This is a genomic window from Bradyrhizobium sp. USDA 4011 (genome assembly GCF_054063415.1).
Window position 1 is genome coordinate 4,437,537 of sequence record NZ_JBSSGG010000001.1, and the last position, 23,254, is coordinate 4,460,790.

Genomic DNA, 23,254 nt, shown 5'->3' on the forward strand with positions numbered 1-23,254 from the left:
CGATGTGCCGCTCAACCCTGCGGCACTGGCACAGCCCACGGCTCCGCCTGGCCCTTGGCCTTGTTGGACACCGGCGCCTCGCCGATCACCTCGACCAGCGCGCGCAACGCATCCTGCACGCCTTCGCCGGTCACGCCTGAGAGCAACAGCGGCGTCTTCTTCGCCGCCCGCTTGAGGCGGTCCTTCTGCTTCTTCAACTCGTCCGGCTCCACCGCATCGATCTTGTTGAGCGCGACGATCTCGATCTTGTCGGCGAGCTGGCCTTCATAGGCTTCGAGCTCGGTGCGCACCGTCTTGTAGGCCTTGCCGGCGTGTTCGCTGGTGGCATCGACCAGATGCAGCAGCACGCGGCAGCGCTCGACATGACCGAGGAAGCGGTCGCCGAGGCCGGCACCTTCATGCGCGCCTTCGATCAGGCCGGGGATGTCGGCGAGCACGAATTCGCGGCCGCCGTAATTCACGACGCCGAGCTGCGGATGCAGCGTGGTGAAGGGATAGTCGGCGATCTTCGGCCGTGCCGCGCTGACCACCGACAGGAAGGTCGATTTGCCGGCGTTGGGCAGGCCGACCAGGCCGGCATCGGCGATCAGCTTCAGCCGCAGCCAGATCCAGCGCTCCTCACCCGGCGCGCCGGGATTGGCGTTGCGCGGCGCGCGGTTGGTGGAGGATTTGAAATGCGCATTGCCGAAGCCGCCATTGCCGCCCTTGGCGAGCACGAAGGTCTCGCCGAGCTCGGTGAAGTCGTGCAGCAGCGTCTCGCGGTCCTCGTCGAACACCTGGGTGCCGACCGGCACCTTGAGCACGATCGACTTGCCGTTGGCGCCATGGCGATCCTTGCCCATGCCATTGCCGCCCTTCTGCGCCTTGAAGTGCTGCTGGTAGCGGTAGTCGATCAGCGTGTTCAGTCCGTCGACGGACTCGATGATGACGTCGCCGCCGCGGCCGCCATTGCCGCCGGAGGGACCACCGAACTCGATGAACTTCTCGCGCCGGAACGCGACGCAGCCGTTGCCGCCGTCGCCGGAGCGAATATAGACCTTGGCTTCATCGAGGAATTTCATGATCCGTACTAGTTAGGGCAGGGGGGCCGCGGCGGCAACCCGGAAAGGCCCTGACTTCGGCGAAAAGCCTTAATTTTCGGGCCTTTTTACGGCCCAAGCTCCTTGTTTGAGCATGGACTTTTCGGAAAACCGCTTCACACTTTTCCGGATCATGCTGCGGGCCGCCGCCGCACCAGGAATTTCTGCATCCCCTCCAGCACCAGCTCGCGGCGCTGGTTGTGCACGGTCGAGCGCAGCGTCACGACGCCCGTGGTCCGGCCGGGCGCGAGCTCGACCACCTCCAGCGCGGGGTAGATGGTATCGCCGGCATAGACCGGCTTCAGGAACTTGCTCGACTGTTCCAGGAAGCCGACCAGCGACTCCTCCACGACATAGGGAAACAGCCCGGCGCCGGGCGCGGTGTGCACCAGGGTCTGGAAGCCATGCGCGAGCAGGTCAGGCATGCCCCGCGTGCGGCAATATTCGGCGTCGTAATGGATCGGATGGGTATCGCCACTGGCGGTCTGGAACGCCGCGAACACGGCCGAGGTCTGGGTCCGGCTCGGAATCACGAAGCGCTCGCCGAGCACGAAATCCTCGAACCACCGCTGCGCGGGGACCATGCGATGCTGGGTGGGGTCGAATTCGCTCATGCGGCGTTTCCTGCTCTGCTTCTTGAATGGCTGCCGTACCGGTAGCGCAGGCGCCGCGCTGCGACAATTGGTTCGATCTGCAGCTGCCGGGGTTGTCCTGCGCAACGACGTCGGTAAAACGGCGGCAGGACCGGCCCGACTCAGAGGCGGCGACAACAAGAGAACAATGAGCCTGTTCGCAAAACTGTCCTCCTACGACGATCGATCGGCGCGGCTCGCCGGCATCGGATTGATGCTGCTGTCGATCTTCATGTTCTCGTTCGGCGATGCGATGGGCAAATTCATCGTCGCCACCTATTCGGTCGGGCAATTGCTGTGGCTGCGCGCCTGCGCGGCGCTGCTCGTGCTGCTGCCGATCGTGTGGCAGCGGCGGGCGGATTTCCTGCATCTGGAGCGTCCGTGGCTGCAATTGCTGCGCGTCACGCTGTCGACGCTGGAGGTCGCGGCGTTCTTCCTGGCGACCGTCTATCTGCCGCTCGCCGACGTCATCACCTACTATTTGGCCGGGCCGATCTTCGTCACCGCGATGTCGGGCCTCGTGCTCGGCGAGCATATCGGCTGGCGGCGCTGGACCGCGATCCTGGTCGGCTTCTGCGGGGTGTTGATCGCGCTGCGGCCATCGGCGCAGACCATCAGCTGGCCGGCGATGATCGCGCTCGGCGGCAGCCTGTCGTTTGCGGTGTTGATGCTGATCACGCGCTCGCTGCGCGCGACGCCCGATATCGTGCTGGCGACGTCGCAATTCGGCGGCACCTTCATCCTGGGCCTCGTGCTCTCGCCGATCGGCTGGGTGACGCCGACCCCCGGCAGCCTCGTGCTGTTCTTCACCGCCGGCATCATCTCGGTCGCGGCGCTGCTGTGCGTGAACCGCTCGCTGAAACTCGCGCCGGCGAGCGTGGTGGTGCCGTACCAGTATTCGATGATCGTCTGGGCGGTGATCTTCGGCTTTGTGGTGTTCGGCGACGTGCCGTCCTGGGCCACGATCATCGGCGCCGCAATCATCATCGCGGCCGGCCTCTACATCTTCGTGCGCGAGCAGCAGCTTGGACGGGCGGATTCTGCGATCAATCCGCCGGCGTGACTATGTGGGATGAGTGCGTCCACGCACGGAGCTGTCGTCCCTGCGAAAGCAGGGACCCAACCACCGTTGCCTGTCGCTGCACGGGCTGGGGCCGCAGCTCGGCCGAGCAGCGATGATTGGTGGTTGATGGTGTGGACGGCCCCCTACGGCATCAGTGTGCCAGAATGAGGTTGTTACAAATCTCAGACATGGGAGCCGTCCGTGAACCAGATTATCCGCATTGGGATGGATACGTCGAAGCATATTTTTGTGCTGCATGGGGTTGATGCGTCCGAGCAGCCGGTCTTACGCAAGAAGCTTTCGCGCAAACTCGTGCTGGAGTTCTTCGCCAAATTGCCGCCGACGGTGATCGGGATGGAGGCCTGCGGGGCGTCGCAATATTGGGCGCGAGAGCTTTCCAGGCTGGGCCATGAGGTGAAGCTGATGGCACCGCAATTGGTGAAGCCCTACGTGATGCGGAACAAGAATGACGGGCGAGACGCAGAAGGCCTGTGTGAGGCGATGAGCCGGCCGAGCATGCGCTTTGTGCCGGTGAAAAGCGCCGAGCAGCAGGCTGCGCTGATGCTGATGGGGGTCCGCGACGGACTGATCGCCCGGCGCACCCAATTGACCAACACGATCCGCGGCCATGCGGCGGAGTATGGCCTGATCGCGCCCAAGGGGCTGGAGGCGATCGAACCGCTGCTGGCGCGGATCGCGCAGGACGAGACGCTTCCCGCTCTGGCGCGCGAGCTGTTTGCCATGCTGGGCCGGGAGTGCGTCAGGCTCGAGGACGAGTTGGAGGCGGTTGAGGCCAAGCTGATGGCCTGGCACCGCGGCGATGCCACGGGCCGGCGCCTGGCGCAGATTCCGTCGATCGGTCCGATCATTGCAACGATGCTGGTGATGAAGACACCTGATCCGGCCGCGTTCCGCTCAGGTCGTCACTTTGCGGCTTGGCTCGGCCTCACGCCCAAGGACCACTCCACCGCAGGCAAGACCAGGCTTGGCAAGATCACGCGGGCGGGCGATGAGGACCTGCGCCGTCTGCTGGTCGTCGGGGCCACGGCGGTGATCCAGCAGGCCAGGCGCGGACGCGGTCATCACTCGCGCTGGCTACTGGCGCTGATCAAGCGCAAGCCGCCGAAGCTTGCGGCCGTAGCGCTTGCCAACAAGGTGGCGCGCATCGCCTGGAAGCTGATGGTGACGGGTGAGAGTTATGACGCCGCACGGCTGAATGCCGCTACGACGGGTACCGCTTAACAGATTGGCCGGCCGGCGGGCTCGCTCGCCGACCGACCGACCGACCGGAGCTGCAAGAGCAGATGGAGCGATCGATCGAGCAACGATGCGAGACAATCCGTGGGACCCATCGGCCGTCAACAGGTCGCGTGGTTGTTTGGAACTCGCATCGCGCAAACCATCTTGGCCAGCGATTCATTCGATCGCACTCAACAGGCCGGACATATGGATGCAAGCGATCCGATCAATCCCAGAAAGCTCTTGTGCCACGGGGGCCGTCCACATATGGGTCCCCGCGTTCGCGGGGACGACGACCGTTGTTGTGGATCGAGCCTTAGCTCTCCCGCCGGGTCGAGTTGTTCCAGCTCTTCAGCGACGCCCAGACGCCGCGCGAGAGCCGGAAGGCATCCACCGGGCTCGATGAGCCCAGCGCCTCGAAGCGGTGCAGCTCGACGCCGCTCCACTGGAAGCCGCACTTCTCGAGGATGTTGCGCGACGACGGGTTGACGACGCGGGCGCCCGCGATCAGCTGGTCGAGATCGAATTCCTCGAAGAAGTAGTCGATCACCGCGCGCGCGGCCTCGGTGCCGAAACCCTGGCCCCAATAATCGACGCCGAGCCAGTAGCCGAGTTCGGCCGCGGTCTCGTCGCGCCAGTCGATGCCGACCATGCCGATCGGCGTGTGATTGTTCTCGATCAGGAAGACGGTTTCGCGTCCGCCGGCGCCGAGCGCGCGCACGAAGTCGATGGCGTCGTCCTGGGTATAGGGATGCGGCAGGCGGCGGGTGTTCTCCGCAATGCGTCGGTCATTGGCGAGGCGTGCGATGGCTTTTACGTCCGCGAGCGTCGGCTTGCGCAATGTCAGCCGTTCGGTCTCGAGGACGCAAGCTCTTGCCTCGCGCAAGGTCGGCGTCGGGATGTCCTGCAACATGTCGAGCTCCTGTGATGCGACAATCGGTACGCAACGCTTGGAACGTCGCGCGCGGTCGAAGTCGAACGCGCGCAACAAAAAGGGGAGGCCGGTCATCCCGCCTCCCCTTGGAGCTCTTGTGCTGCTCCGCCGGTTCAACAGGACCCGGCGGACTCATGTGTGTCCACCGTCTACTCGGCCGCCTCTGCCATCGGAATAACCGAGATAAACGTGCGGCCATTGGCTTTGGCACGGAACTCGACATGACCCTCGACCTTGGCGAAGAGAGTATGATCGGTGCCCATGCCGACATTAAGGCCAGGATGCCAGGTGGTGCCGCGCTGACGCGCGATGATGTTTCCGGGGATCACGCGCTCGCCACCGAACGCCTTGATGCCAAGGCGCTTGCCCTTGGAATCACGTCCGTTGCGCGATGAACCGCCTGCTTTTTTATGAGCCATAGCTCGTCTCCGACTTCGCTTTGATCTCTAGATCAATTCCTTGACGGAATCATTTCACGTTTTGTCGCGCTTCAAATCTGAAGGCGCGACGATCACTTCTTACTTAGCTGTTGGCCGCGGCCTTCTTGGCCGGAGCCTTCTTCGCGGCCGGCGCCTTTGCGGGCGCCTTCTTCTTGGCCGCCTTCGGTGCTGCGTCCTCGCCATCATCGGCGGGCGCTGCGACCTTTTCCTTCTTCGGCCGCGGGCCGACGGTCGGCTTGGCGTTATCGGCGAGGATCTCGGTGATGCGAAGCACCGTGAGCTCGTCGCGATAGCCGCGCTTGCGGCGTGAATTCTTGCGGCGACGCTTCTTGAACGCGATCACCTTGGCGCCGCGCTTGTGCTGCAGCACTTCGGCCGCAACGGTGGCGCCTGCCACGGTGGGCGTTCCCAGCACCGGCGTGTCACCGCCGAGCACCAGAACTTCGCCTAGCTGCACGATCGTGCCGACATCGCCGGCGATCTTGCCAATCTCGAGTACATCATTCGGAACGACACGGTACTGCCGGCCGCCGGTTTTGATGACTGCGAACATCGTTTGATTCCTTCGTGTTCGGTTCCGGCCTCGGACGGTTAGCCCGGGTCGGCTTTTTGTTCAGTCGCTATGGGTTATGTGTTTCGCGCGAAGGGAATGAATTCCCAAACTGGATCGCACAAAAACAATCGGCGCGAGAAAACTCCGCGCCGGATGGGCGGACTTATAGCTGCTGACGACGCGGAGTCAAGGTAAAGCAGGGCAAAAACTGGCCAAAAATGAAGGGTTTGGCGTGATTTTGGCCTGGATTGGCGGCTCAAGCCTGCGCCCCGGCGCCGTCGGATGGCCTGGAGTGGCCGGGCCAACACCCGCAGAACGCCCGCCGCATCCGCTCGCGGTCGGCAAGGCCAGGTGCAATTTCGTTCATTGAATGGCGGCCTAAGCACGCTGCACGGGAAGCAACCATTTGAGTTCCCAGCCGTTGGTGGTGGGAACGTCAAGCGGGCAGGGCGAATGGCCGAAGACACTGGATTGACCACGGGAATCGCGCACCACGGTGCCGCGCGGCTGCCATCCGTCGACATCGACAGCTTCAACATCGAGCTGAAGGACGACGAGGGTTTTCTCGGCGATCGCGCCTCCAAGGGCGCTTTTCGCAAGATCCTCGACCGCTGGCGCAAGCCGCTGCGCAAATCGGGGGAGGATCCGTTCGGCGACGAGCCCTCGGACCAGATCAGCAAGAAGAAGCTCGACGAATTGCTGATCGGCGAGGACACCGAGGCCTCCGCGGTCGTGCACAGTGCGATCGAGGAGTTTGCGCAGGAGCTCGCCTATGTGACGCGGCGCTTCCTCGGCACCAAGGCCTGGGCCAAGACCGAGCGCATCGTGGTCGGCGGCGGCTTTCGCGACTCCAGGCTCGGCGAACTCGCCATCGCGCGGACCGACATCATCCTGAAGTCGGAGGATTTCAAGGTCGATCTGGTGCCGATCCGCTTTCATCCCGATGATGCCGGGCTGATCGGCACGCTGCATCTGGCGCCGTCGTGGATTTTCGAGGCCCATGACGGCGTGCTCGCCGTCGATATCGGCGGCACCAATATCCGCTGCGGCATCGTCGAGACGCGCTGGAAGAAGGCGCCCGATCTCTCCAAGGCGGCGGTCTGGAAATCCGAGCTGTGGCGCCACGCCAATGACGAGCCGACGCGTGAAGGCGCGGTGAAGCGGCTGGTGAAGATGCTGAAGGATCTGATTGCCGCCGCCGAGAAGGAGAACCTCAAGCTCGCGCCGTTCATCGGCATCGCCTGTCCCGGCGTCATCAATGAGGACGGCTCGATCGAGAAGGGCGCACAGAATCTGCCGGGCAATTGGGAGAGCAGCAAATTCAACCTGCCGGCGAGCCTGGTCGAGGCGATCCCGCAGATCGGCGATCATGACACTGCGATCGTGATGCACAATGACGGCGTGGCGCAGGGACTGGCCGAGGTCCCGTTCATGCAGGATGTCGCGCGCTGGGGCGTGCTGACGATCGGAACCGGGCTCGGCAATGCCCGCTACACCAATCGCAAGAAAGACAACGGCAAGGGCGACAAGAAGGCCGAGAAAAAGGACAAGGACGACGACGACGAAAACGGCGAGAAAAAGGCCAGGAAAGCCAGGAAGGCCGATGCCTGAGGCTCTTGGGTGCAGCCGATCGCGCGGTAAGGTTGATCGGTTAGGTTAAGATCGGGTTCGCGTTGCTGATCCAGCGCCGGCCGCTACCGTGGAGGCGTCGCTCCCGCCGACCGGCGAAGCCGCACTTCCCGGCCGGCAATATTGAGAAGCGGCACGGGACCGCCAGTTTTTGTCGCGTCCTGGCGGTCCCACCACTTTCTACTTCCAATTGATCCGCGCGAAGAAGCCGGCGGTCTCGGCCGCGGCGCGGTCGGGATCCTCGCGATGCGGGAAGTGCCCGACATCGGGGAACATCTTCAGGTCCAGATTCGAGAAGGTCTCGCCCAGCCGGTCGGTCCAGGCATAGGGAAACAGCGGGTCATGCTCGGCCCAGCGGACGCAGGTCGGCACCGTGATCGGCGGCAGCGCCGGCGCTTCGCCCTGCATCATCTTGACGCGCCCCGCATGCGACGCGCGATAATGCGCGAAGCCGCCGGCGAGATTGCCGGGCTTGTGGAAGTTATCGGCGAAGTCCTCGATCACGTCGTCGAACGCGGCCTTGCGGTGCGTCCAGTTGTGCAGGAAATGGCCGATATACGTGCGGCAGGTCTCGCGGCTGGCGCCGACCAGCGCGGGCGCCATCTCCATCTGGTGGAACGACTGGTACCAGATGTGGTTCAGCCGGTCGGGCGCGGCCATCCGCGTCCCGATACCGGGATAGACGAAATCGAAGAAGAACAGCCCGGCGATGCGCTCGGGCGCCTTGCGCGCGAGCGGCTGCATCACGGCGCCGCCGACGTCGTGGCCAACCACGCCGGCCTCCTCGATCCCGAGCGCGTCCAGCAGCGTCAGCATGTCGTCGGTATGCTGATCGGGGCCAAATGAACCCTGGCGTGTTCCCTGCGGCTTGTCGCTGTCGCCGAAGCCGCGCAGGTCGGGCGCGATCAGGGTGTAGCGGTCGGCGAGGCGCGCCATGACCGGCTTCCAGGTCAGCCAGAATTCCGGCCAGCCGTGCAACAGCAGCAGCGGCCTGCCGCTCCCGGTCCGCGCGACGTGCAACGCCGCGCCATTGGCTCGAATCGTCACATGCTCCATGGGCCGCTCCTGCTGCTTTTGCTTCGCCCGCGCGCCGATCGAACCCGACCGGTCCCGCTAGCGCTTTGTTTCCGCGCACTTTCTTGCGTCATCCCGGTGCTTCGATGGCGCGAGGCGCCGGTGACGGAAATATTATTGCAGCGCCTTGTCTGGCCCGCCATCCTCGCCTAGAACACGCCCCGACCGCGGGTGGCGCAAATCACCCGGGCCATCGGAGAGGTGGCAGAGTGGTTGAATGCACCGCACTCGAAATGCGGCATAGGTGCAAGCCTATCGGGGGTTCGAATCCCTCCCTCTCCGCCATTTACACGATTTTGTACGATTTCACGCGCGTGGGTCAGTCAGTTTTGCCGAATGCACGCCTACGGCCTAAGGCAACAACAGAAGCCTCATGAGGCTTTTTTGTCGCCGAACGTGAAGATTGCCGCACCGAAACCACCGATCGGTGGCCTTGAAATGCAGGTCGCGCTCGAGGCCGAGGTGGCCGCGATGCCGGCTCACAAAGCGGTGGGCATCGCTTCCCCCAATCCGACACACCATCGGGAAAACCCAACTCGCGTGAGCTATACGCCTGCTTGGCTGCCGCGTGGCTGAAGCGCTCGTGCCGCGGTGCCCTTGGGGAGCAAGAACACGGCCGACGTCTCGTGGATATTCGAACGCGACACCTGTCAGGATAGCAAAGGTTCGTAGTTCAGAGGATAAGTGAAGCGAGCAATCCCCATCTATTCGTTCAATCAAGTCGAGCAAAGTTTCTGGATTCCCGGCTAAAGTGCGAGCGGCTCATCAAGCGGTTCGAGAAGATTTCGCATGACGTTTCACCAGATCATTCGAGACCGTGTCGATGATCTCACCGGACAGTGCGGGATCTGACACCACGCGGGAGAGGACAACCGATCCGATCATCTCGGCAAGCGCCGTTATCGCCGCATTCCGTTTCGTTTTTCCACTACTTCCCGGCACGAGCTTGGTGAGAAGCCCGATATAGTTGCCGACGATGCTGCCGAAGCACTCCCGCAGCGCCGGATCGTCGTGACGTGCTGCGTCGGCAGCCATTGCTGCAAGGCCGCACCCCTGCCCCGGATTGTCTCGGTGGTAGTCCGATACGTAATAACGCACGAGGGTTTCCAGCGGATCATCGCTCGCTGCAATTCGGCCCGCGATATCCTCGCTCATATCCTTGTAGGCCCGCTTGACCGCCTGAACGATGAGGTCGTCCTTTGACTTGAACTGCCGGTAGAAGCCTCCGGGAGTGAGTCCGGCAGCCCTCATCAAGTCAACAAGCCCGATACCGTCGATCCCACGTTCCCGGAACAGCCTTGCGGCGGTCGCGATCACCCGCTCGCGATTCTGCTCGACCGTTTCCTTGCTGACCTTCACGAGCCCTCTCCTTCCGATGGCGACGGCCGAAACATAACGCCGGCGTGACCTCTTTCATCGGGGCTCGAACCGTGGTCCCAAAAACCCCTTGACAATGATTACGTACATAATCATAAATCCACGATGATTACGAACATAATCATTAAGCGGTGCTGACAAGGAATGCGAGATGGCACAGGCACAATCACGCGCAGCGGGCGAAAAGGTCGCCCTGATCACCGGCGCTTCCGGGGGCATCGGGCTTGCGGCCGGAGTTGCCCTGATCCGCACGGGATATCGGGTGTTCGGCACCAGCCGTCAGGCCGCGCCCGACGAGGTGCGACAGGGCATTCATATGCTCCGCTGCGACGTCACCGATGATGAGTCCGTCAAACAACTGATCAAGGACGTCGTCGGGCTTGCAGGCCGGATCGACGTGCTCGTGAACAATGCCGGCCGCAGCTTGATCGGCGCCGCCGAGGAATCATCTCTCGCTCAAGCCCAGAGCCTGTTCGACATCAACGTCTTCGGCATCCTTCGCACCACCACTGAAGTGCTGCCCATCATGCGCAAGCAGGGCCAGGGCCGGATCATCAACATCAGTTCGGTGGCCGGCTTCCTGCCCGGACCATACACAGCGCTCTACACCGCCACCAAGCACGCCGTCGAAGGCTATTCCGAATCGCTCGATCACGAACTGCGAACGTTCGGCATTCGTGTCTCACTGGTCGAGCCGGTCTTCACCCGCACCGCGCTGGAAGAGAATGGCGACAAGCCCGATCGGATCCTGAGCGTCTACGACAAGGGACGCGCGGCCATGAACTCGACCTGGCGCAACGGCATCGCGGCGGGCGATCCCGTGGAAGCGGTGGCGGACAAGGTGGTGCAGGCTGCCACCGAAAAACAGCCGAGCATTCGGTACACGCCTGGAAAGGTGGCGGGCCGTCTCCGTCTGATGCGGCGCTTTGTTCCCGAAAAGACCTTCGAGAAGAGTTTTCGCAAGCAGATGGGCGTGGCCGATTGATCCCTCAAATCGAGAGATCGCCAAGCAAGCTGAAATGTCTCTTTCACCGTGGAGCGAGCCATGAAGTACTATTTGTGCAAGTACGTCCCGCCGCGCGCCGATTTTCTCGCGACCATGACCGCGGATGAGAAAGCATGGATGAAGCAGCACGGCGCGTTCCTGGATGACCTGCTCGAAAAGGGGCAGGTCGTCGCGCACGGCCCTGTCATGGACCCGAGTGGCGGTTATGGCGTGTCGCTCTATCAGATCGCCGATGACCAAGACATCGAGTCGATTACCTCGGAAGACCCGATCGTGAAGAATGGCGCCGGGCACTATGAGCATCATCCCATGCTGCATTTGAAGGCGCGCGGCTGACCTGCCTGCTGCCACCCTTTTTAGCAACACTCACCGAGGCAACCCATGACCACAGCACTCATCACGGGCGCTTCGAGCGGCATCGGCGCAGTTTACGCACGCCGCCTGGCCGCACGCGGCCACGATCTCGTGCTCATCGCTCGCGCGACCGACAGGCTCAACACCCTCGCCACCGAGTTACGCAATGCGCAAGGCGTTGCGGTCGAAGTCATCACGGCCGACCTGGTCGACGGCTCCCAACTCGAACCGGTTCTCCGGCGCCTCCGCTCCGATCCGCCTATCGATATCCTCGTCAACAATGCAGGCGCGGCGTTGATCGGCGATTTCGCGACCGCCGATCCGGCCAAGATGGACGAGTTGCTACGGCTGAATGTGGTCGCGCCGACGTTGCTCGCGTCCGCCGTCGTCGGCCGCATGGTTGAACGCGGCAACGGCGCGATCATCAACATCGCGTCGGTGCTGGCTCTGCTCCCCGAATATTCCCGGGGCATCTACCCGGCGACCAAGTCCTACCTGATGACGCTGTCGCAAGGCCTTGCTGCCGAAGTCGCGTCGAAAGGCGTCTATGTGCAGGCCGTGCTCCCTGCGGCCACGCGCACCGAAATCTACGAACGAGCTGGTGGCGACGCCAGCAAGGTGCCCAATGTCATGGAGGTTGAAGATCTCGTGGATGCGGCGCTGGTCGGCTTCGATCGCAAGGAATTGGTGACGATTCCGCCGGTGCCCGATGTGGCGGCGTGGGACGCCTTTGAGAAGGCGCGCGGTGTTTTGGCGGCAGGCTTTAACAACGCCAAGCCCGCCGCGCGTTATCGGGCCTGAGGGCGAAGTTGGTCGTCGTCGCCACTGATTTACCCGCTCATCCCGCAAAACCCTTCAACTGACGGAGACTGATATGGGTCACGAGAACTCAAACCTTCGCACAAGCGTGCCGCATCCAGCAGCGCAAGCTGCCCTGGAGGAGTGGCACCGCATCGTGACGGAGCGAGATTGGGACCAACTCCCCGCTTTGCTGGTCGACGACGTGACCTATCACAATCCGGCACAGTTCGAGCCGATCACAGGCTTGACCAGACGGGAGATCAGCACATGGCTAAACTAGCAATCGTCGCAACGATCAAGACCGCCGCCGGGAAGCGGGCCGAATACCTAAAGCACCTGAACGCTCACGCACAGCGTTGCAGAGCGACAGAGCCTGGCACTCTGGTTTTTGAGATACTCCTGCCGCAAGCGGAAGCCGACACCGTCATGCTGTATGAAGTGTATGCATCGAGCGAGGCATTCGATGCTCACCTGACCGGCGCCTCGATCCAGCAGATGCGGCGCGATTCGGCCGGACTGCAAGTGAGCCTCAATGGCGTGCGTTGTGACTTAACCGAATGAGCGGCCGTAGATCGGCGCCGAACCATGACTCCTTCGCTTTTTATCTGAATCATAGACTTAGCGCGCCGATCGGCGTGGGGACCCCAAGCCGATTAATAGCGTAGGACAACTTCGCGCTTGCCTGCCCGGTCGAGCGACGATCGACGCGTCGATACCGGGAGCGCGCACGCCGATCCGCAAGGCATTGACCGCTTGCGAGTCACTCACGGCGCCGGTAAACCACGATTCGGTCCAAACCATCGGCGCTTCCGGCGATAGGGTCTCCGAGTACCCCAATGGAGAGGCCGCCGCCGCGTCCACCACCAGGGCGCGGCCACGTCCGTCGGCGGCTGCAGTGTCCCGCGCCGCGGAGCCAGCCATTTTCGGGCGGGGAAAACGGCTCTTGGGCGGACAGCGGACGTTCGGCTTTCGGACTCCAAATGAAGCATGGAAACGACAATTTCGCCGTAGCTCAACTGGTGCGTCATGGCCGCCTAAGAAAATCAAAAATGCATTATTTTTCAATGGGGATTGACTGACTCCCTCTCCGCCACCCTGCGCGTTGCCGGCCGTCAAGTGGCAGGCCACCCTTTCAGACCAGCGCGAAGTTTGTCTCCCGAAGGTTCGCGAGGAGCACGGGGCCATCGCTTGTGGTACGTCGACTTCGGCTCAACGGACGATCTACGCCGGAGAGCGGCTCGCATCAGCAGGGACACGTCGTTTCGACGCGCAAACTCCTGCCTGCTGTTCTGCGTTGGCGGGCAAGGGGCGCGATTCAAAAAGCACGGTCCCGCTTTGGGGGCTTACGGGTTGGACCGTGCCGGGCCGCTGACCCAAGGGCGGCTTCGGGGATGAGTCTGCTTTCGTTCTCATTCATGCGGTAGTGCCCGCCGGTCTTTACCGTGACTGCCTCGCTTGATTTTCGCAGTACCCTTAATCGGTTGGCGGCGTTTGCAGTGGGGGCATCGACCTTACGCCCATAGGGGAATTTTATGGGGTCACCAAGCCGTTCCTTACGTGATTCTCCGCAAGGGAAATCACGGGGTACCGGCCAGAGTGCTCAACCAAGAACGTTCCATGTCTTTTGTGGATTCTGCCCCACGACCTAGGAACAAGTGTTCACTTTGTAACTTAGGTTCTCGCCTCGCTGGAGGGGGCAAGGTCATGAGCGCAATCGGGCAGAGAATCCAAGAGATCGAAAACCAACCGATCAAACCTTGTCGATGCGGCAAGCCGCAAGATTTGGTCCGGACCATGCTGAGTATCCACACTGGCAAGCACGTCCGCATGTTCGAGTGCAGCGTATGCCACGAGCGAACCTGGGACGACGATTAAGGCTGAGTCCAGTCTGCGGGGACACCTAGGTAGGCCGCGCCCGGACATTCACTCTAACATCGTCGATGTCTGCTTTTGAGAGTAACCGGAGACCTCGCTCATCCGACGGGTTCCATGGCCTAGTTCGTGGGCGTTGGCTTGCTCGACTTCCGCACAGCATGGAAGACGCCAATAAATCCACTCGCTGCACCCAACAGCGAGCCGAGCGGCTCACCTGTCGCCACATCCCGCGGCTACTCCGATTCCGTGAGGCCGCTTCAGTTGGCGGGCTCTTTCTTTATCAGATCATCAGATCAAGTTTGCCATGTCGCTTGATGGCCCTTCTCGGACACTCCGGCGCCGTTTGCAATACAGACCCAACTCGCACTTCCGCTAATCACTACCCTTGATTTCGGTCAATCAGCGTACCTGGTTTGGTGCTAATTACATATGATCTCGCTCTATCCTCCGGGGGACACTTGGATGTCGGGGCTGCTGACTGAAAGGATGTTTCGACGAGCATTGATTGCGATAGCGCTTGGCGGGCTCGCTTTTGGAGTTGTGGCCTGGGCCAATGGGCGGAGCGATGTTGCAAATTGGTGTTGGGGCGCCGGCACTTTTCCGGTGTTGTTAGGTCTACTGATTTCCATGATCCGCGACTTCTTGGCGGGTCGTATTGGGGTGGATTCGGTCGCCTTCGTCTCAATGTCGGGCGCGCTCGTGCTCGGGCAGAATTTGGCCGGCATCGTCGTCGCCATCATGTACGCGGGCGGAAATCTGCTTGAGGACTTTGCGGTCGCACGGGCTGAGCGTGATCTTAGGTCGTTAATTGATAGAGCACCAAGAATTGCCCATCGTTGCATCGACTCGATTATCGATGACGTGCCTATCGAGCAAGTCGTGGTCGGTGATTACATTCTCGTTCGCGCAGGCGAAGTCATACCTGTCGATGGGTTCATAACCAGCCAGTTGGCCACGATCGATGAGGCGGCACTTACCGGGGAGCCGATTCCGGTTTCCCGTCGAGCTGGTGAACTCGCTCGAAGCGGCTCTCTCAACGCTGGAGATACATTCGAACTCCGCGCATCCGCCCCGGCAAGCGAAAGTACCTATGCGGGCATTGTCCGCATGGTCAGTGCGGCGCAGACGGCAAAGTCTCCATTCATACGCCTGGCAGACCGCTTTGCGCTGCTGCTCTTGCCGATCACGCTGGCAATTGCAGGGGGCGCTGGTTCTTCTCTGACGATCCTGTCCGCGGACTTGCCGTGCTGGTCGCAGCAACGCCATGCCCGCTTATTCTGGCGGCGCCGGTCGCCTTCATCGCGGGGGTCGCACAGGCCGCAAAGCGCGGAATTCTCATCAAAGGCAGTGCGCCGCTCGAAGCGCTCGCTCGCACTCATACGGTGATGTTCGATAAGACGGGTACGCTGACGGTCGGCGGGGCGCGGCTCGTTGCAATTGAGGTCGCTCCCGCCCAAAGCGCTGACGAAGTTCTGCGGATCGCAGGTTCCTTGGAACAAGCCTCACATCATGTAGTCGCTGCGGCGATCGTCGAAGCGGCCATGGGGAAGGGGCTCAAGCTTACTATTCCATCCGAAGTCCGAGAGACCATGGGCTCTGGTTTGGAAGGTGTGGTTGACGGACAGACTGTTCGAGTGGGGTCGTATCAAATGGTCCATGGGGCTCGCAAGCCGGAGACCTGGGCGTCTCGGGCCCTGAGACGTGCAACATGGCGCTCCGCGCTGAGTGTATTTGTCGCCGTAGGTGGACGCACGATCGGCGCAGTATTGCTCGCTGACGAGCTTCGACGCGAGACGCCGCGCGCCGTACAATCGCTGCGAGCGGCCGGGGTTGCGCGGATCGTCATGGTGACGGGCGATCGAGCAGACGCCGCTGAGACGATCGGCGCCGCGCTTGATCTCGATGCGGTTCTTGCTGAACGGGAGCCGGCCGACAAGGTCGATGCCGTCGCAACCGAGCAGCGCCAAAGCCCCACCGTGATGGTCGGTGACGGTATCAATGATGCGCCTGCGTTGGCGGCAGCTAACGTCGGCATCGCCATGGGGGCCCGCGGCGCAAGTGCTTCGTCGGAAGCAGCCGATGTTGTAATTCTCGTCGATCGTCTCGATCGAGTTTCCGATGCCGTCGCCATCGCACGGCGTACCCGCGGCATCGCGCTGCAGAGCATAGTTTGCGGAATGGCACTCTCCGGATTGGCAATGTGCTTTGCCGCCGTCGGCCTGTTGCCGCCAATCGCAGGTGCTTTGACGCAGGAAGCCATCGATGTTGCGGTGATCCTCAATGCGTTGCGCGCGTTGACTTCCGGCCACGAGTTTGGTCACAAAAAAATGCCGGCGGCTGCAGCTACAGCGCTGCGCCAGGACCACGAGCGAATGGGGCCGACGCTCGACCGGCTGAGAGAAATTGCGGATGCGCTTGATGCCGTTGAGGGAGCGGGAGCGGTGACGCTGATTTCCGAAGCTGACGATATCGTTTCGAGGCAGATCGCCGAACATGAGCGCGACGATGAAAGTGTCGTATATCCGCGCGTCGCTAAATTCTTGGGAAATCGCCACGGGCTAGGGGCAATGAGCCGAGCGCACCGCGAGATTATACACATGGCGCGACTTCTGCGTCGGCTCACCGATGGCCTCACTCCCCCGGATACGGACCATTACCTGATTAGGGACGCGCAGCGCGTCATTGAGGGGATTGAAGCGCTTGTGCGTATCCATAATGCCCAGGAGGAAGATATCTACGAGCAAGCCGTTGGAGCTTAGTTCCGAGCACGATAAGTGAGATATTTCCTGGATACGTCGGGCGGCTCCCGTGTGGGTCCGATCACCTCTAATTGAATACCAGCCGTGCTCCCGCCCTGCCAGTAAGAGAAACCGGCATGCGGCGTTGCTCCGGTTGACCGCCGCTCAGGCCGGAGCGGTGGCCGCGGGCTACTTTGCATGGGGTTGTTTTCGATATTTTGCTGGGAGCCGCGGCCGCCGGCGGCGATCGATCCTTGCCGGCGCGCCGGTAACCTTAATTTTCCGTTTCGATTGTCGATAAAGTTTTATCGATTATCCTGGTGACACTTGAGCGGTGTGACGAACCGCACGACGAGGGGAAACAGCCGAGTGGCTTGACGGCCTCTCTGGAATCGAAGGGTGGGCAGAGCGCAGTGCCAGCCACCTTTCGGGCTGTCCGGCTGCGGCCGGCGGGGCAAATCAATTCTGAAGTGCATTTGATTGCCAGGTTGCGGTGCATGTCGCGCCGCATGATGCTTCTCAATTGGGATTTCCAAGATGACGTTCGCGCATGTCTTGATCGCGGCCGGTGGCGGCTCTTTGCTGCTGGCAGGCTTCGTCGCATTTGCCCTCTGGAGAAACGCACTCCATTCGACGGCGCGGATTTAGCAACAGGCGAGATTTGGTTCCGACGGCCTCGCTCATGGGGGTGAGCGTGGCTGGCGGGATGGCCGCACCGCCGCGCGGCCTGACAGCCGAGCACCGCGCCTATAACCTGCCCCAAGGCGACGCGTGCTCGGCTGTTCACTTCCTGACCGACCTTCGTCGTTCGAAGCACTGATCGTGATGGCAATTCCTCCAAATCTCCGCATCATCTTCACGAAGCGAGATCCAACCTGCGGGTGATTGCGATCGCCTCGAGGAAGGTTTCATCATGGCTGACCACCAGCAGTGCGCCGTCATAGGCGCGCAACCCGGCCTCGACCGCTTCCATCGATTCGATGTCGAGGTGATTGGTCGGTTCGTCGAGGATCAGGAGCGGCGGCGGGCTCACGCCACCCAGCACACATGCGAGGCCGGCGCGGAGCAACTGGCCGCCGCTGAGGCTGGAGACAGTCTGCAGGGCGGCATCGGCGCGAAACATGAAACGCGCCAGCGCGGCGCGGCAGGCGTTCTCATTGGCATCCGGATTGATGCGCCGGAAATTATCCAGGATCGAGGCTGACGCATCGAGCAGGCTGACCGCCTGATCGAACATCGCAAAGCGGGTCATCACCTCGACGCTGCCGCGCGCCGCGGTCAGGTCGCCGCTGACGAGCTTGAGCAGCGTCGTCTTGCCGGCGCCGTTCGGGCCCGTGATCGCAACGCGCTCCGGACCCGACATGGAGAAGGTGAGATCGCGCAGGATCGGCGCGCCCGCGCTGTAGCCGGCATCGGCACCTTCGATCCGCAGCACCATCCGGCCCGCCGGCAGCTGCGTCGACGGCAGCTGCACCGAGAACGGTTGCAGCACCTCGATGCGCTGGCGCGCCGCGGCGGCCAATTCGAGCGCTTGCGTCCGCCGCCGCTCGGCGAGGCGGGCGTTCTCGCCGCCGGTGTCCTCGCTGCGATCCTTGCGCAGCCCGGCGGCGATGCGCGGCAGATCGCCCTTGGCGCGCTTCCTCGAGCCGGCGCCGTCCCGGCGCGCCTGCCGTTCAGACGTTTCCCTCGCCTTGCGGTCGATCTCGGCGACGCGCTTCTCGGCATCGGCCAGATCGTGTCGTGCTGCCGACAGCTCGATGGCCTTGCGGGCGCGGTACTGGCTCCAATTGCCGCCATAGCGTCGGGCTTCCAGCGAGGTCAGTTCAACGATCGCATCCATGGTCTCGAGCAACTCGCGGTCATGGCTGACGATGATAGCGCCGTGCCGCCAGTCGGCGAGCAGGTCGATGACCGCCTGGCGTCCCGCGCGGTCGAGATTGTTGGTGGGCTCATCCAGCAGCAGAAAGTCCGGCTGCGCGAAGGTCAGTGCGGCGAGGCGCGCCCTGGTGGCCTGTCCGCCGGACAGCGTCGCCAGCGGCGCGTCCAGCACGTCGTTCAGTCCAACGCGCGTCAGCGCTGATGCGATGCGGGTGTCGAGCGTCCAGTCGATATCCGCAAGCTCTTCGGCGCTCGCAAGGCCCTGTTCGGCCCGGCGCAACGCGGCCAGCGCACCGCGCGCGCCGAACAGGTCGACCACGCTTTCGTCCGGCGTCACCTGAACTGTCTGATGCAGCATCGCGACGCGTCCCTGAACCGCGATGGTGCCGGATTGCGGCGCGCGCCCGCCCGCGATCAGGCCGAGCAGCGTCGTCTTCCCGACGCCGTTCCTGCCGACAAGGCCGGTCCGTTCGGGTCCGAAACTGAGGTCGATATCGGAGAGGAGAACCCGGCCGTCAGGCACGGACAGGGTCAGATGGGAGAGCGTGATCGATGCAGGCATGGCAATGGATATCCCCGTGGGCAAGGCTGATGGGCGTTGCTGTCCGGATGAAATCCATGGCTGTCGGCATCCTCTCGAATTGATGATTGAGCAGATGTAATCGTCTATTGAGCCCCGATCAAGGCACGACGCTCTTCGTCACGCCGCTTCGGCGAAGGTCCAGCGGTCGGGATCAGGGGTGCGGCCGATCAGCGCGAGACCATAGGCGATCGATTCGAACTGATCTGCCGAGGTCAGCCGCGCTTCGCCGAAACGCTCGGCGAACAGGCGCTGCACCGCCGGCACGAACGAGGTGCCGCCGGTCAGGAACACCTTCTCCACGTCGCGCGCGGTGATGCCCGACTTCGCCAGCGCCTCGTCCACCGTTGCGCCCAGCCGCTCGATGTCGTCGGCGATCCAGGATTCGAAATCGTCGCGCGTCACGGTTGCGCCGATATCGATGCCTTGGCGGGCAAAGCGGAACTCGACGCGGTCGCGGCTCGACAATGCGACCTTGGTGTCGGAGACGGCGCGGTACAGCGCGAAGCCGAGATCGTGGTCGACGATGGTGATGAAGTCGTGCAGCGGCGCCGGATCGATCGCGGTGCGCGCGAGCTGCTGCAACTCGCGCAAATCGCCATTGCCTCTCATCATCGCGAGCTGATGCCAGCGCGCGAGGCTCGAATAATAGTGATTGGGGATCGGCAGCACCTTGTCGAACGAGCGGTAGTTGGTGCCCTTGCCGAGCCGCGGCGAGACGATGTGGTCGACGATGCGGTAGTCGAAGGTGTCGCCGGCGATGCCGATGCCGGAATGTCCCAGCGGCTCGGCGCGCAGCACGCCGCTCTTGCGCGAGAAGCGCATCACGGAGAAGTCGCTGGTGCCGCCGCCGAAATCGGCGACCAGCACGGTCGCATCGTGATCGAGGCTGCGCGCGAAGGAGAAAGCGGCGCCGACCGGCTCGTAGACATAGCGCGCGTGGCCGGCGCCGAGCCGCTCGAACGCGGCCCGGTAGCGCTGCATGGCGAGCTCGTCGTTGGGATTGCCGCCGGCAAACTTCACCGGGCGGCCGACCATGATGGTCGGTGCGCCCAAGTCGAAGCCCTCGCCGGCATGGCGCGTCAGCGTGCGCAGGAACGCCGCGAGCAAATCCTCGAACTTGTAGCGCTGCCGGAAGATCTGGGTGGTGTTGAACGCTGAGCTTGCCGCAAAGGTTTTGAACGACTGGATGAAGCGATGGATCGTGCGTCCCTCGAGGAATTGCTCGATCGCCCACGGGCCACCCTCGGCGCGCGGATGCAGGCCGGCGCCCGGCCGGTCCTCCCAGAAGCACAGCGCGGAGACATAGACGCTATGCGTGCGGCCGCCATGGTCGAAGCGGATCGCCTCGACGCGGCCGTCGGCATCGGACAGCGCGACCACGGTGTTGCTGGTGCCAAAATCGACGCCAATCGAGACGGCGGGCGGGGCGCTCGTCATGTCATGCTCGGATTGTCTGTGAAAGGGGGCGGACCTTTAGCGGCTTTGGCCGGTCTTGCCAACCCGTCTGGGCATCACGGAACTCATTTCTCAGGCCCAACGTCTCATCACCACCGCGTTATCTCGGCGGCGTCGCACTCCGTAAGAGCTCAGTCCTTCAATGCGTAGGCGATGACATAGTCACCGCGCTTGGTGCCGAACGAGCCGTGGCCGCCGGCCGCGGTGACGACGTATTGCTTGCCGCCAGCCTCGTAGCTCATCGGCGTCGATTGGGCGCCGGCAGGCAGGCGATCTTCCCAGAGCACCTTGCCGTCGCGCACGTCATAGGCGCGGATCGTATACTCGTAGGTCCCGGTATAGAACGCGACGCCGCCGGCGGTGGTGATCGGCCCGCCCAGCATCGGCACGCCCATCTTGAACGGAAGCGGCAGCGGCGTAGTGTCCCTGATCGTGCCGTTCGGATGCTGCCAGACGATCTGCATCGTCCTGAGATCGATCGCGGCCATCGAGCCCCATGGCGGCCGGTAGCACGGCACGGAGAGCGGCGAGAGGAAGCTCGAGATATCCACCCCGAACGGCGTGCCGTACATCGGCTGCACCCCGACCTCGCTGCCGACCGGCTTCTCGGCGGTCGGCGCCGGCGGATTTTGCGGGCCACGTGGAATAAGTCTTGAGACGAACGGCAGCGACATCGGATTGGCGATCGCGATCTGCCTGACAGGATCGACCGCGATGCCGCCCCATTCGAACATGCCGAGATTGCCCGGAAAGACCAGCGTGTCCTGCAACGAGGGCGGCGTGAACGTACCCTCGTAGCGCAAGCGGTGGAACATGATCCGGCACAGCAGCTGGTCGAAGATCGTGCCGCCCCACATGTCGGCGCCGGTCAGCTTTGCCTCCGGTCGGAATGTCAGCTCGGAAAACGGCTGGGTCGGTGCGGAGCGGTCGCCGGGCCCTGCGGCACCGGACGTTCCGGCGCCGGCACGATCAATTCGCCGGTCCTGCGGTCGAGCACGAAGATGTTGCCGACCTTGGTCGGCTGGATGATTGCGGGGACGACGCCTTTCGCTGTCGTCACAGCGACCAGGCTCGGCTGCGAGGGAACGTCCATGTCCCAAAGATCGTGATGCACGGTCTGGTACGACCAGGCGCGCTTGCCGGTGTTGATATCCAGCGCGACGATCGAGCTGGAATAGCGCTCGACCAGCGCATCGCGATTGCCGCCCCAGATGTCGGGCCCGTTGTTGCCGGTCGGGATGTAGACGAGATTCAGCTTCGGGTCGAACGAGGCCGTGATCCAGGAATTCGGCGAGCCGTTGGTGTAATGGCGCGTCGGCGACGGTAGCGCGTTCTCGTCGGCCGCGGCGGAGTCCCAGGCCCAGACCAGCTTGCCGGTGTAGACATCGAAGCCGCGGATCACGCCCGACGGTACTTCGACGCCGTAATTGTCGATCACCGCGGCGGCGACGACCAGGATCCTGTCGCTGACGACCGGCGGTGAGGTCGGCTCGAAGAACCCGGCGGTCTTGATCCCCATCCCCTGCTGCAGGTCGAGGATGCCGTGATCGGCAAAGCCATCGCAGAGCTTGCCGCTGTCGGCATCGAGCGCGATCATGCGGCCGTCGTTGACCGGCAGGAAGATCCGGCGTGGGCATTCGGCCGGCGCCGGACCGCCGCTGCTGTCGACGGCACCAGCCGTGGTCTCGTGATAGGAGACCCCGCGGCAGGTCATGTGCTGGAACGTCTTGTTGTGCACAAGCTTGGGGTCGTATCGCCAGCGCTCGGTGCCGGTCTTGGCATCGAGCGCAAACAGCACCTGGTGCTGCGAGCAGAGATAGAGCGTGTCGCGCACCTTGATCGGGGTGACCTCGAAGGTGGTCTCGCCGGAATCCTCCGGGGTCTTCACGTCGCCGGTGCGGAAGGTCCAGGCGACTTTGAGGTTGCCGACATTGTCGGGCGTGATCTGCTTCAGCGGTGAATAGCGCTGTCCGAATTGCGTGCGGCCATAAGCGCGCCAATCGCCGTCCGGTTGCGGGTCGGCCTCGCTTTGCTGCACGGCGGGCCCGGCTTCGGCAATCGTGCCGTTGATGTCGTGATAGCTCGACAGCAGCCCGGCCACGAGGACCGCCGCAGCCGCCACGACGCCGACCCAGAGCGGCGCGGTCGCGCGCGCGTAGGACATCGGCTCGTTTCGCAGCAGCCCGCGAACCATCACCGGTGTCAGCAGCCAGAGCGCCATCGGGAAGATGATGTCGCCGCGCGCCGCGAGCGACCACCAGTCGAATCGCACCTCGTAGACGGCCCATGCCAGCGTGCCGACCAGCACGATCGCAAACAGCCAGAGCGCGTGATGTCGCTGCGCCAGCAAGAGCGCAGCCGTAGCAAGAATGCCGACGCCGATGACAATGTAGGAGATGGACCCGCCCAACGCGGCGAGCCAGATGCCGCCGCCGGTGAGGACCAGGCCGATCAAGGCGTAGACAATACCGGTGATGAAGACTGCCCTGGATCGCTGCATGGTCGCTCCGGTGCGGAAGCGGGACTGGACTTGTCCCGCGCAAG

The 23,254-nt window shown here is 63.1% G+C and carries 18 protein-coding genes, 1 tRNA gene and 2 pseudogenes; 11 read left to right on the forward strand and 10 right to left on the reverse strand.

Annotation, left to right across the window (positions count from 1 at the left end):
• Positions 1 to 11: 11 nt before the first annotated feature.
• Both obgE and ACVW1C_RS20830 read right to left on the reverse strand, forming a co-directional pair.
• Complete coding sequence (obgE, locus tag ACVW1C_RS20825; protein WP_456760008.1) at positions 12 to 1,061, reverse strand: GTPase ObgE; 1,050 nt, start codon at positions 1,059 to 1,061, stop codon at positions 12 to 14.
• Positions 1,062 to 1,210: 149 nt separating this feature from the next.
• Positions 1,211 to 1,693 (reverse strand): MaoC family dehydratase, encoded by a 483-nt coding sequence (locus tag ACVW1C_RS20830; protein ID WP_456760009.1) that lies wholly within the window; start codon positions 1,691 to 1,693, stop codon positions 1,211 to 1,213.
• 166 nt (positions 1,694 to 1,859) lie between these two features.
• Here ACVW1C_RS20830 and ACVW1C_RS20835 point away from each other — a divergent pair, with 166 nt between their 5' ends.
• Together ACVW1C_RS20835 and ACVW1C_RS20840 are read left to right on the forward strand one after the other, a co-directional pair.
• Positions 1,860 to 2,774, forward strand: coding sequence for a DMT family transporter (locus tag ACVW1C_RS20835; RefSeq protein WP_456760010.1), 915 nt, complete (start codon positions 1,860 to 1,862; stop codon positions 2,772 to 2,774).
• Positions 2,775 to 2,975: 201 nt separating this feature from the next.
• Positions 2,976 to 4,016, forward strand: coding sequence for an IS110 family RNA-guided transposase (locus tag ACVW1C_RS20840; protein WP_456759367.1), 1,041 nt, complete (start codon positions 2,976 to 2,978; stop codon positions 4,014 to 4,016).
• A gap of 313 nt (positions 4,017 to 4,329) precedes the next feature.
• Here the strand turns inward: ACVW1C_RS20840 and ACVW1C_RS20845 are convergent, their stop codons facing one another.
• From ACVW1C_RS20845 to rplU, 3 genes are all read right to left on the reverse strand, one after another.
• Positions 4,330 to 4,926 carry a GNAT family N-acetyltransferase gene (locus ACVW1C_RS20845; protein WP_456760011.1) on the reverse strand — a complete coding sequence of 199 codons (597 nt, stop codon included), beginning with the start codon at positions 4,924 to 4,926 and terminating at the stop codon, positions 4,330 to 4,332.
• Positions 4,927 to 5,096: 170 nt separating this feature from the next.
• Positions 5,097 to 5,366 carry a 50S ribosomal protein L27 gene (gene rpmA / locus ACVW1C_RS20850; protein ID WP_024583287.1) on the reverse strand — a complete coding sequence of 90 codons (270 nt, stop codon included), beginning with the start codon at positions 5,364 to 5,366 and terminating at the stop codon, positions 5,097 to 5,099.
• Positions 5,367 to 5,469: 103 nt separating this feature from the next.
• Positions 5,470 to 5,940, reverse strand: a complete 471-nt coding sequence (gene rplU / locus ACVW1C_RS20855) for a 50S ribosomal protein L21 (RefSeq protein ID WP_456760012.1) — start codon at positions 5,938 to 5,940, stop codon at positions 5,470 to 5,472.
• A 453-nt stretch (positions 5,941 to 6,393) separates the two neighbouring features.
• On the opposite strand from rplU, the gene ACVW1C_RS20860 reads away from it, so the two are divergent.
• Positions 6,394 to 7,551 (forward strand): ROK family protein, encoded by a 1,158-nt coding sequence (locus tag ACVW1C_RS20860; RefSeq protein WP_456760013.1) that lies wholly within the window; start codon positions 6,394 to 6,396, stop codon positions 7,549 to 7,551.
• A gap of 198 nt (positions 7,552 to 7,749) precedes the next feature.
• Here the strand turns inward: ACVW1C_RS20860 and ACVW1C_RS20865 are convergent, their stop codons facing one another.
• On the reverse strand, positions 7,750 to 8,625 hold the full coding sequence (locus ACVW1C_RS20865; protein ID WP_456760014.1) for an alpha/beta fold hydrolase: 876 nt from the start codon (positions 8,623 to 8,625) through the stop codon (positions 7,750 to 7,752).
• Between the two features lie 213 nt (positions 8,626 to 8,838).
• On the opposite strand from ACVW1C_RS20865, the gene ACVW1C_RS20870 reads away from it, so the two are divergent.
• A tRNA-Ser gene (locus ACVW1C_RS20870) sits at positions 8,839 to 8,928 on the forward strand.
• Between the two features lie 99 nt (positions 8,929 to 9,027).
• A complete protein-coding gene (locus ACVW1C_RS20875; RefSeq protein ID WP_456760015.1) occupies positions 9,028 to 9,219 on the forward strand; it encodes a hypothetical protein in 192 nt (63 codons plus the stop codon).
• Positions 9,220 to 9,408: 189 nt separating this feature from the next.
• Here the strand turns inward: ACVW1C_RS20875 and ACVW1C_RS20880 are convergent, their stop codons facing one another.
• A complete protein-coding gene (locus ACVW1C_RS20880) occupies positions 9,409 to 10,002 on the reverse strand; it encodes a TetR/AcrR family transcriptional regulator (RefSeq protein WP_456760016.1) in 594 nt (197 codons plus the stop codon).
• 169 nt (positions 10,003 to 10,171) lie between these two features.
• Between ACVW1C_RS20880 and ACVW1C_RS20885 the strand changes: the two genes are divergently transcribed.
• The 6 genes and pseudogenes from ACVW1C_RS20885 to ACVW1C_RS20910 all read left to right on the forward strand — a co-directional run bounded on the left by ACVW1C_RS20885 (position 10,172) and on the right by ACVW1C_RS20910 (position 16,815).
• Positions 10,172 to 11,005, forward strand: coding sequence for an oxidoreductase (locus ACVW1C_RS20885; RefSeq protein ID WP_456760017.1), 834 nt, complete (start codon positions 10,172 to 10,174; stop codon positions 11,003 to 11,005).
• 60 nt (positions 11,006 to 11,065) lie between these two features.
• A complete protein-coding gene (locus ACVW1C_RS20890; RefSeq protein ID WP_456760018.1) occupies positions 11,066 to 11,362 on the forward strand; it encodes a YciI family protein in 297 nt (98 codons plus the stop codon).
• A gap of 45 nt (positions 11,363 to 11,407) precedes the next feature.
• Entirely contained in the window at positions 11,408 to 12,181 is a 774-nt protein-coding gene (locus tag ACVW1C_RS20895) for an SDR family NAD(P)-dependent oxidoreductase (protein ID WP_456760019.1), read from the forward strand.
• Between the two features lie 73 nt (positions 12,182 to 12,254).
• Positions 12,255 to 12,461 carry a nuclear transport factor 2 family protein gene (locus ACVW1C_RS20900; protein WP_456760020.1) on the forward strand — a complete coding sequence of 69 codons (207 nt, stop codon included), beginning with the start codon at positions 12,255 to 12,257 and terminating at the stop codon, positions 12,459 to 12,461.
• A complete protein-coding gene (locus ACVW1C_RS20905) occupies positions 12,449 to 12,742 on the forward strand; it encodes a putative quinol monooxygenase (protein ID WP_456760021.1) in 294 nt (97 codons plus the stop codon). Before ACVW1C_RS20900 ends, ACVW1C_RS20905 begins: the two co-directional genes overlap by 13 nt.
• A 1,776-nt stretch (positions 12,743 to 14,518) precedes the next feature.
• Positions 14,519 to 16,815 (forward strand): annotated as a pseudogene (locus ACVW1C_RS20910) (heavy metal translocating P-type ATPase).
• An 835-nt stretch (positions 16,816 to 17,650) separates the two neighbouring features.
• Here ACVW1C_RS20910 and ACVW1C_RS20915 read toward each other — a convergent pair.
• The 3 genes and pseudogenes from ACVW1C_RS20915 to ACVW1C_RS20925 all read right to left on the reverse strand — a co-directional run bounded on the left by ACVW1C_RS20915 (position 17,651) and on the right by ACVW1C_RS20925 (position 23,210).
• Positions 17,651 to 19,234, reverse strand: coding sequence for an ABC-F family ATP-binding cassette domain-containing protein (locus ACVW1C_RS20915; RefSeq protein ID WP_456760022.1), 1,584 nt, complete (start codon positions 19,232 to 19,234; stop codon positions 17,651 to 17,653).
• Between the two features lie 138 nt (positions 19,235 to 19,372).
• A complete protein-coding gene (locus tag ACVW1C_RS20920) occupies positions 19,373 to 20,692 on the reverse strand; it encodes an Hsp70 family protein (RefSeq protein ID WP_456760023.1) in 1,320 nt (439 codons plus the stop codon).
• A 149-nt stretch (positions 20,693 to 20,841) separates the two neighbouring features.
• Positions 20,842 to 23,210: pseudogene (locus ACVW1C_RS20925) on the reverse strand (glucose/quinate/shikimate family membrane-bound PQQ-dependent dehydrogenase).
• Positions 23,211 to 23,254 lie beyond the last annotated feature (44 nt).

Excerpts from the sequence above, each read along its gene's own strand:
- obgE (WP_456760008.1), bottom strand. The coding sequence starts at position 1,061 with ATGAAATTCCTCGATGAAGCCAAGGTCTATATTCGCTCCGGCGACGGC.
- ACVW1C_RS20830 (WP_456760009.1), bottom strand. The coding sequence starts at position 1,693 with ATGAGCGAATTCGACCCCACCCAGCATCGCATGGTCCCCGCGCAGCGG.
- ACVW1C_RS20835 (WP_456760010.1), top strand. The coding sequence starts at position 1,860 with ATGAGCCTGTTCGCAAAACTGTCCTCCTACGACGATCGATCGGCGCGG.
- ACVW1C_RS20845 (WP_456760011.1), bottom strand. The coding sequence starts at position 4,926 with ATGTTGCAGGACATCCCGACGCCGACCTTGCGCGAGGCAAGAGCTTGC.
- rpmA (WP_024583287.1), bottom strand. The coding sequence starts at position 5,366 with ATGGCTCATAAAAAAGCAGGCGGTTCATCGCGCAACGGACGTGATTCC.
- rplU (WP_456760012.1), bottom strand. The coding sequence starts at position 5,940 with ATGTTCGCAGTCATCAAAACCGGCGGCCGGCAGTACCGTGTCGTTCCG.
- ACVW1C_RS20860 (WP_456760013.1), top strand. The coding sequence starts at position 6,394 with ATGGCCGAAGACACTGGATTGACCACGGGAATCGCGCACCACGGTGCC.
- ACVW1C_RS20865 (WP_456760014.1), bottom strand. The coding sequence starts at position 8,625 with ATGGAGCATGTGACGATTCGAGCCAATGGCGCGGCGTTGCACGTCGCG.
- ACVW1C_RS20885 (WP_456760017.1), top strand. The coding sequence starts at position 10,172 with ATGGCACAGGCACAATCACGCGCAGCGGGCGAAAAGGTCGCCCTGATC.
- ACVW1C_RS20890 (WP_456760018.1), top strand. The coding sequence starts at position 11,066 with ATGAAGTACTATTTGTGCAAGTACGTCCCGCCGCGCGCCGATTTTCTC.
- ACVW1C_RS20895 (WP_456760019.1), top strand. The coding sequence starts at position 11,408 with ATGACCACAGCACTCATCACGGGCGCTTCGAGCGGCATCGGCGCAGTT.
- ACVW1C_RS20900 (WP_456760020.1), top strand. The coding sequence starts at position 12,255 with ATGGGTCACGAGAACTCAAACCTTCGCACAAGCGTGCCGCATCCAGCA.
- ACVW1C_RS20905 (WP_456760021.1), top strand. The coding sequence starts at position 12,449 with ATGGCTAAACTAGCAATCGTCGCAACGATCAAGACCGCCGCCGGGAAG.
- ACVW1C_RS20915 (WP_456760022.1), bottom strand. The coding sequence starts at position 19,234 with ATGCCTGCATCGATCACGCTCTCCCATCTGACCCTGTCCGTGCCTGAC.
- ACVW1C_RS20920 (WP_456760023.1), bottom strand. The coding sequence starts at position 20,692 with ATGACGAGCGCCCCGCCCGCCGTCTCGATTGGCGTCGATTTTGGCACC.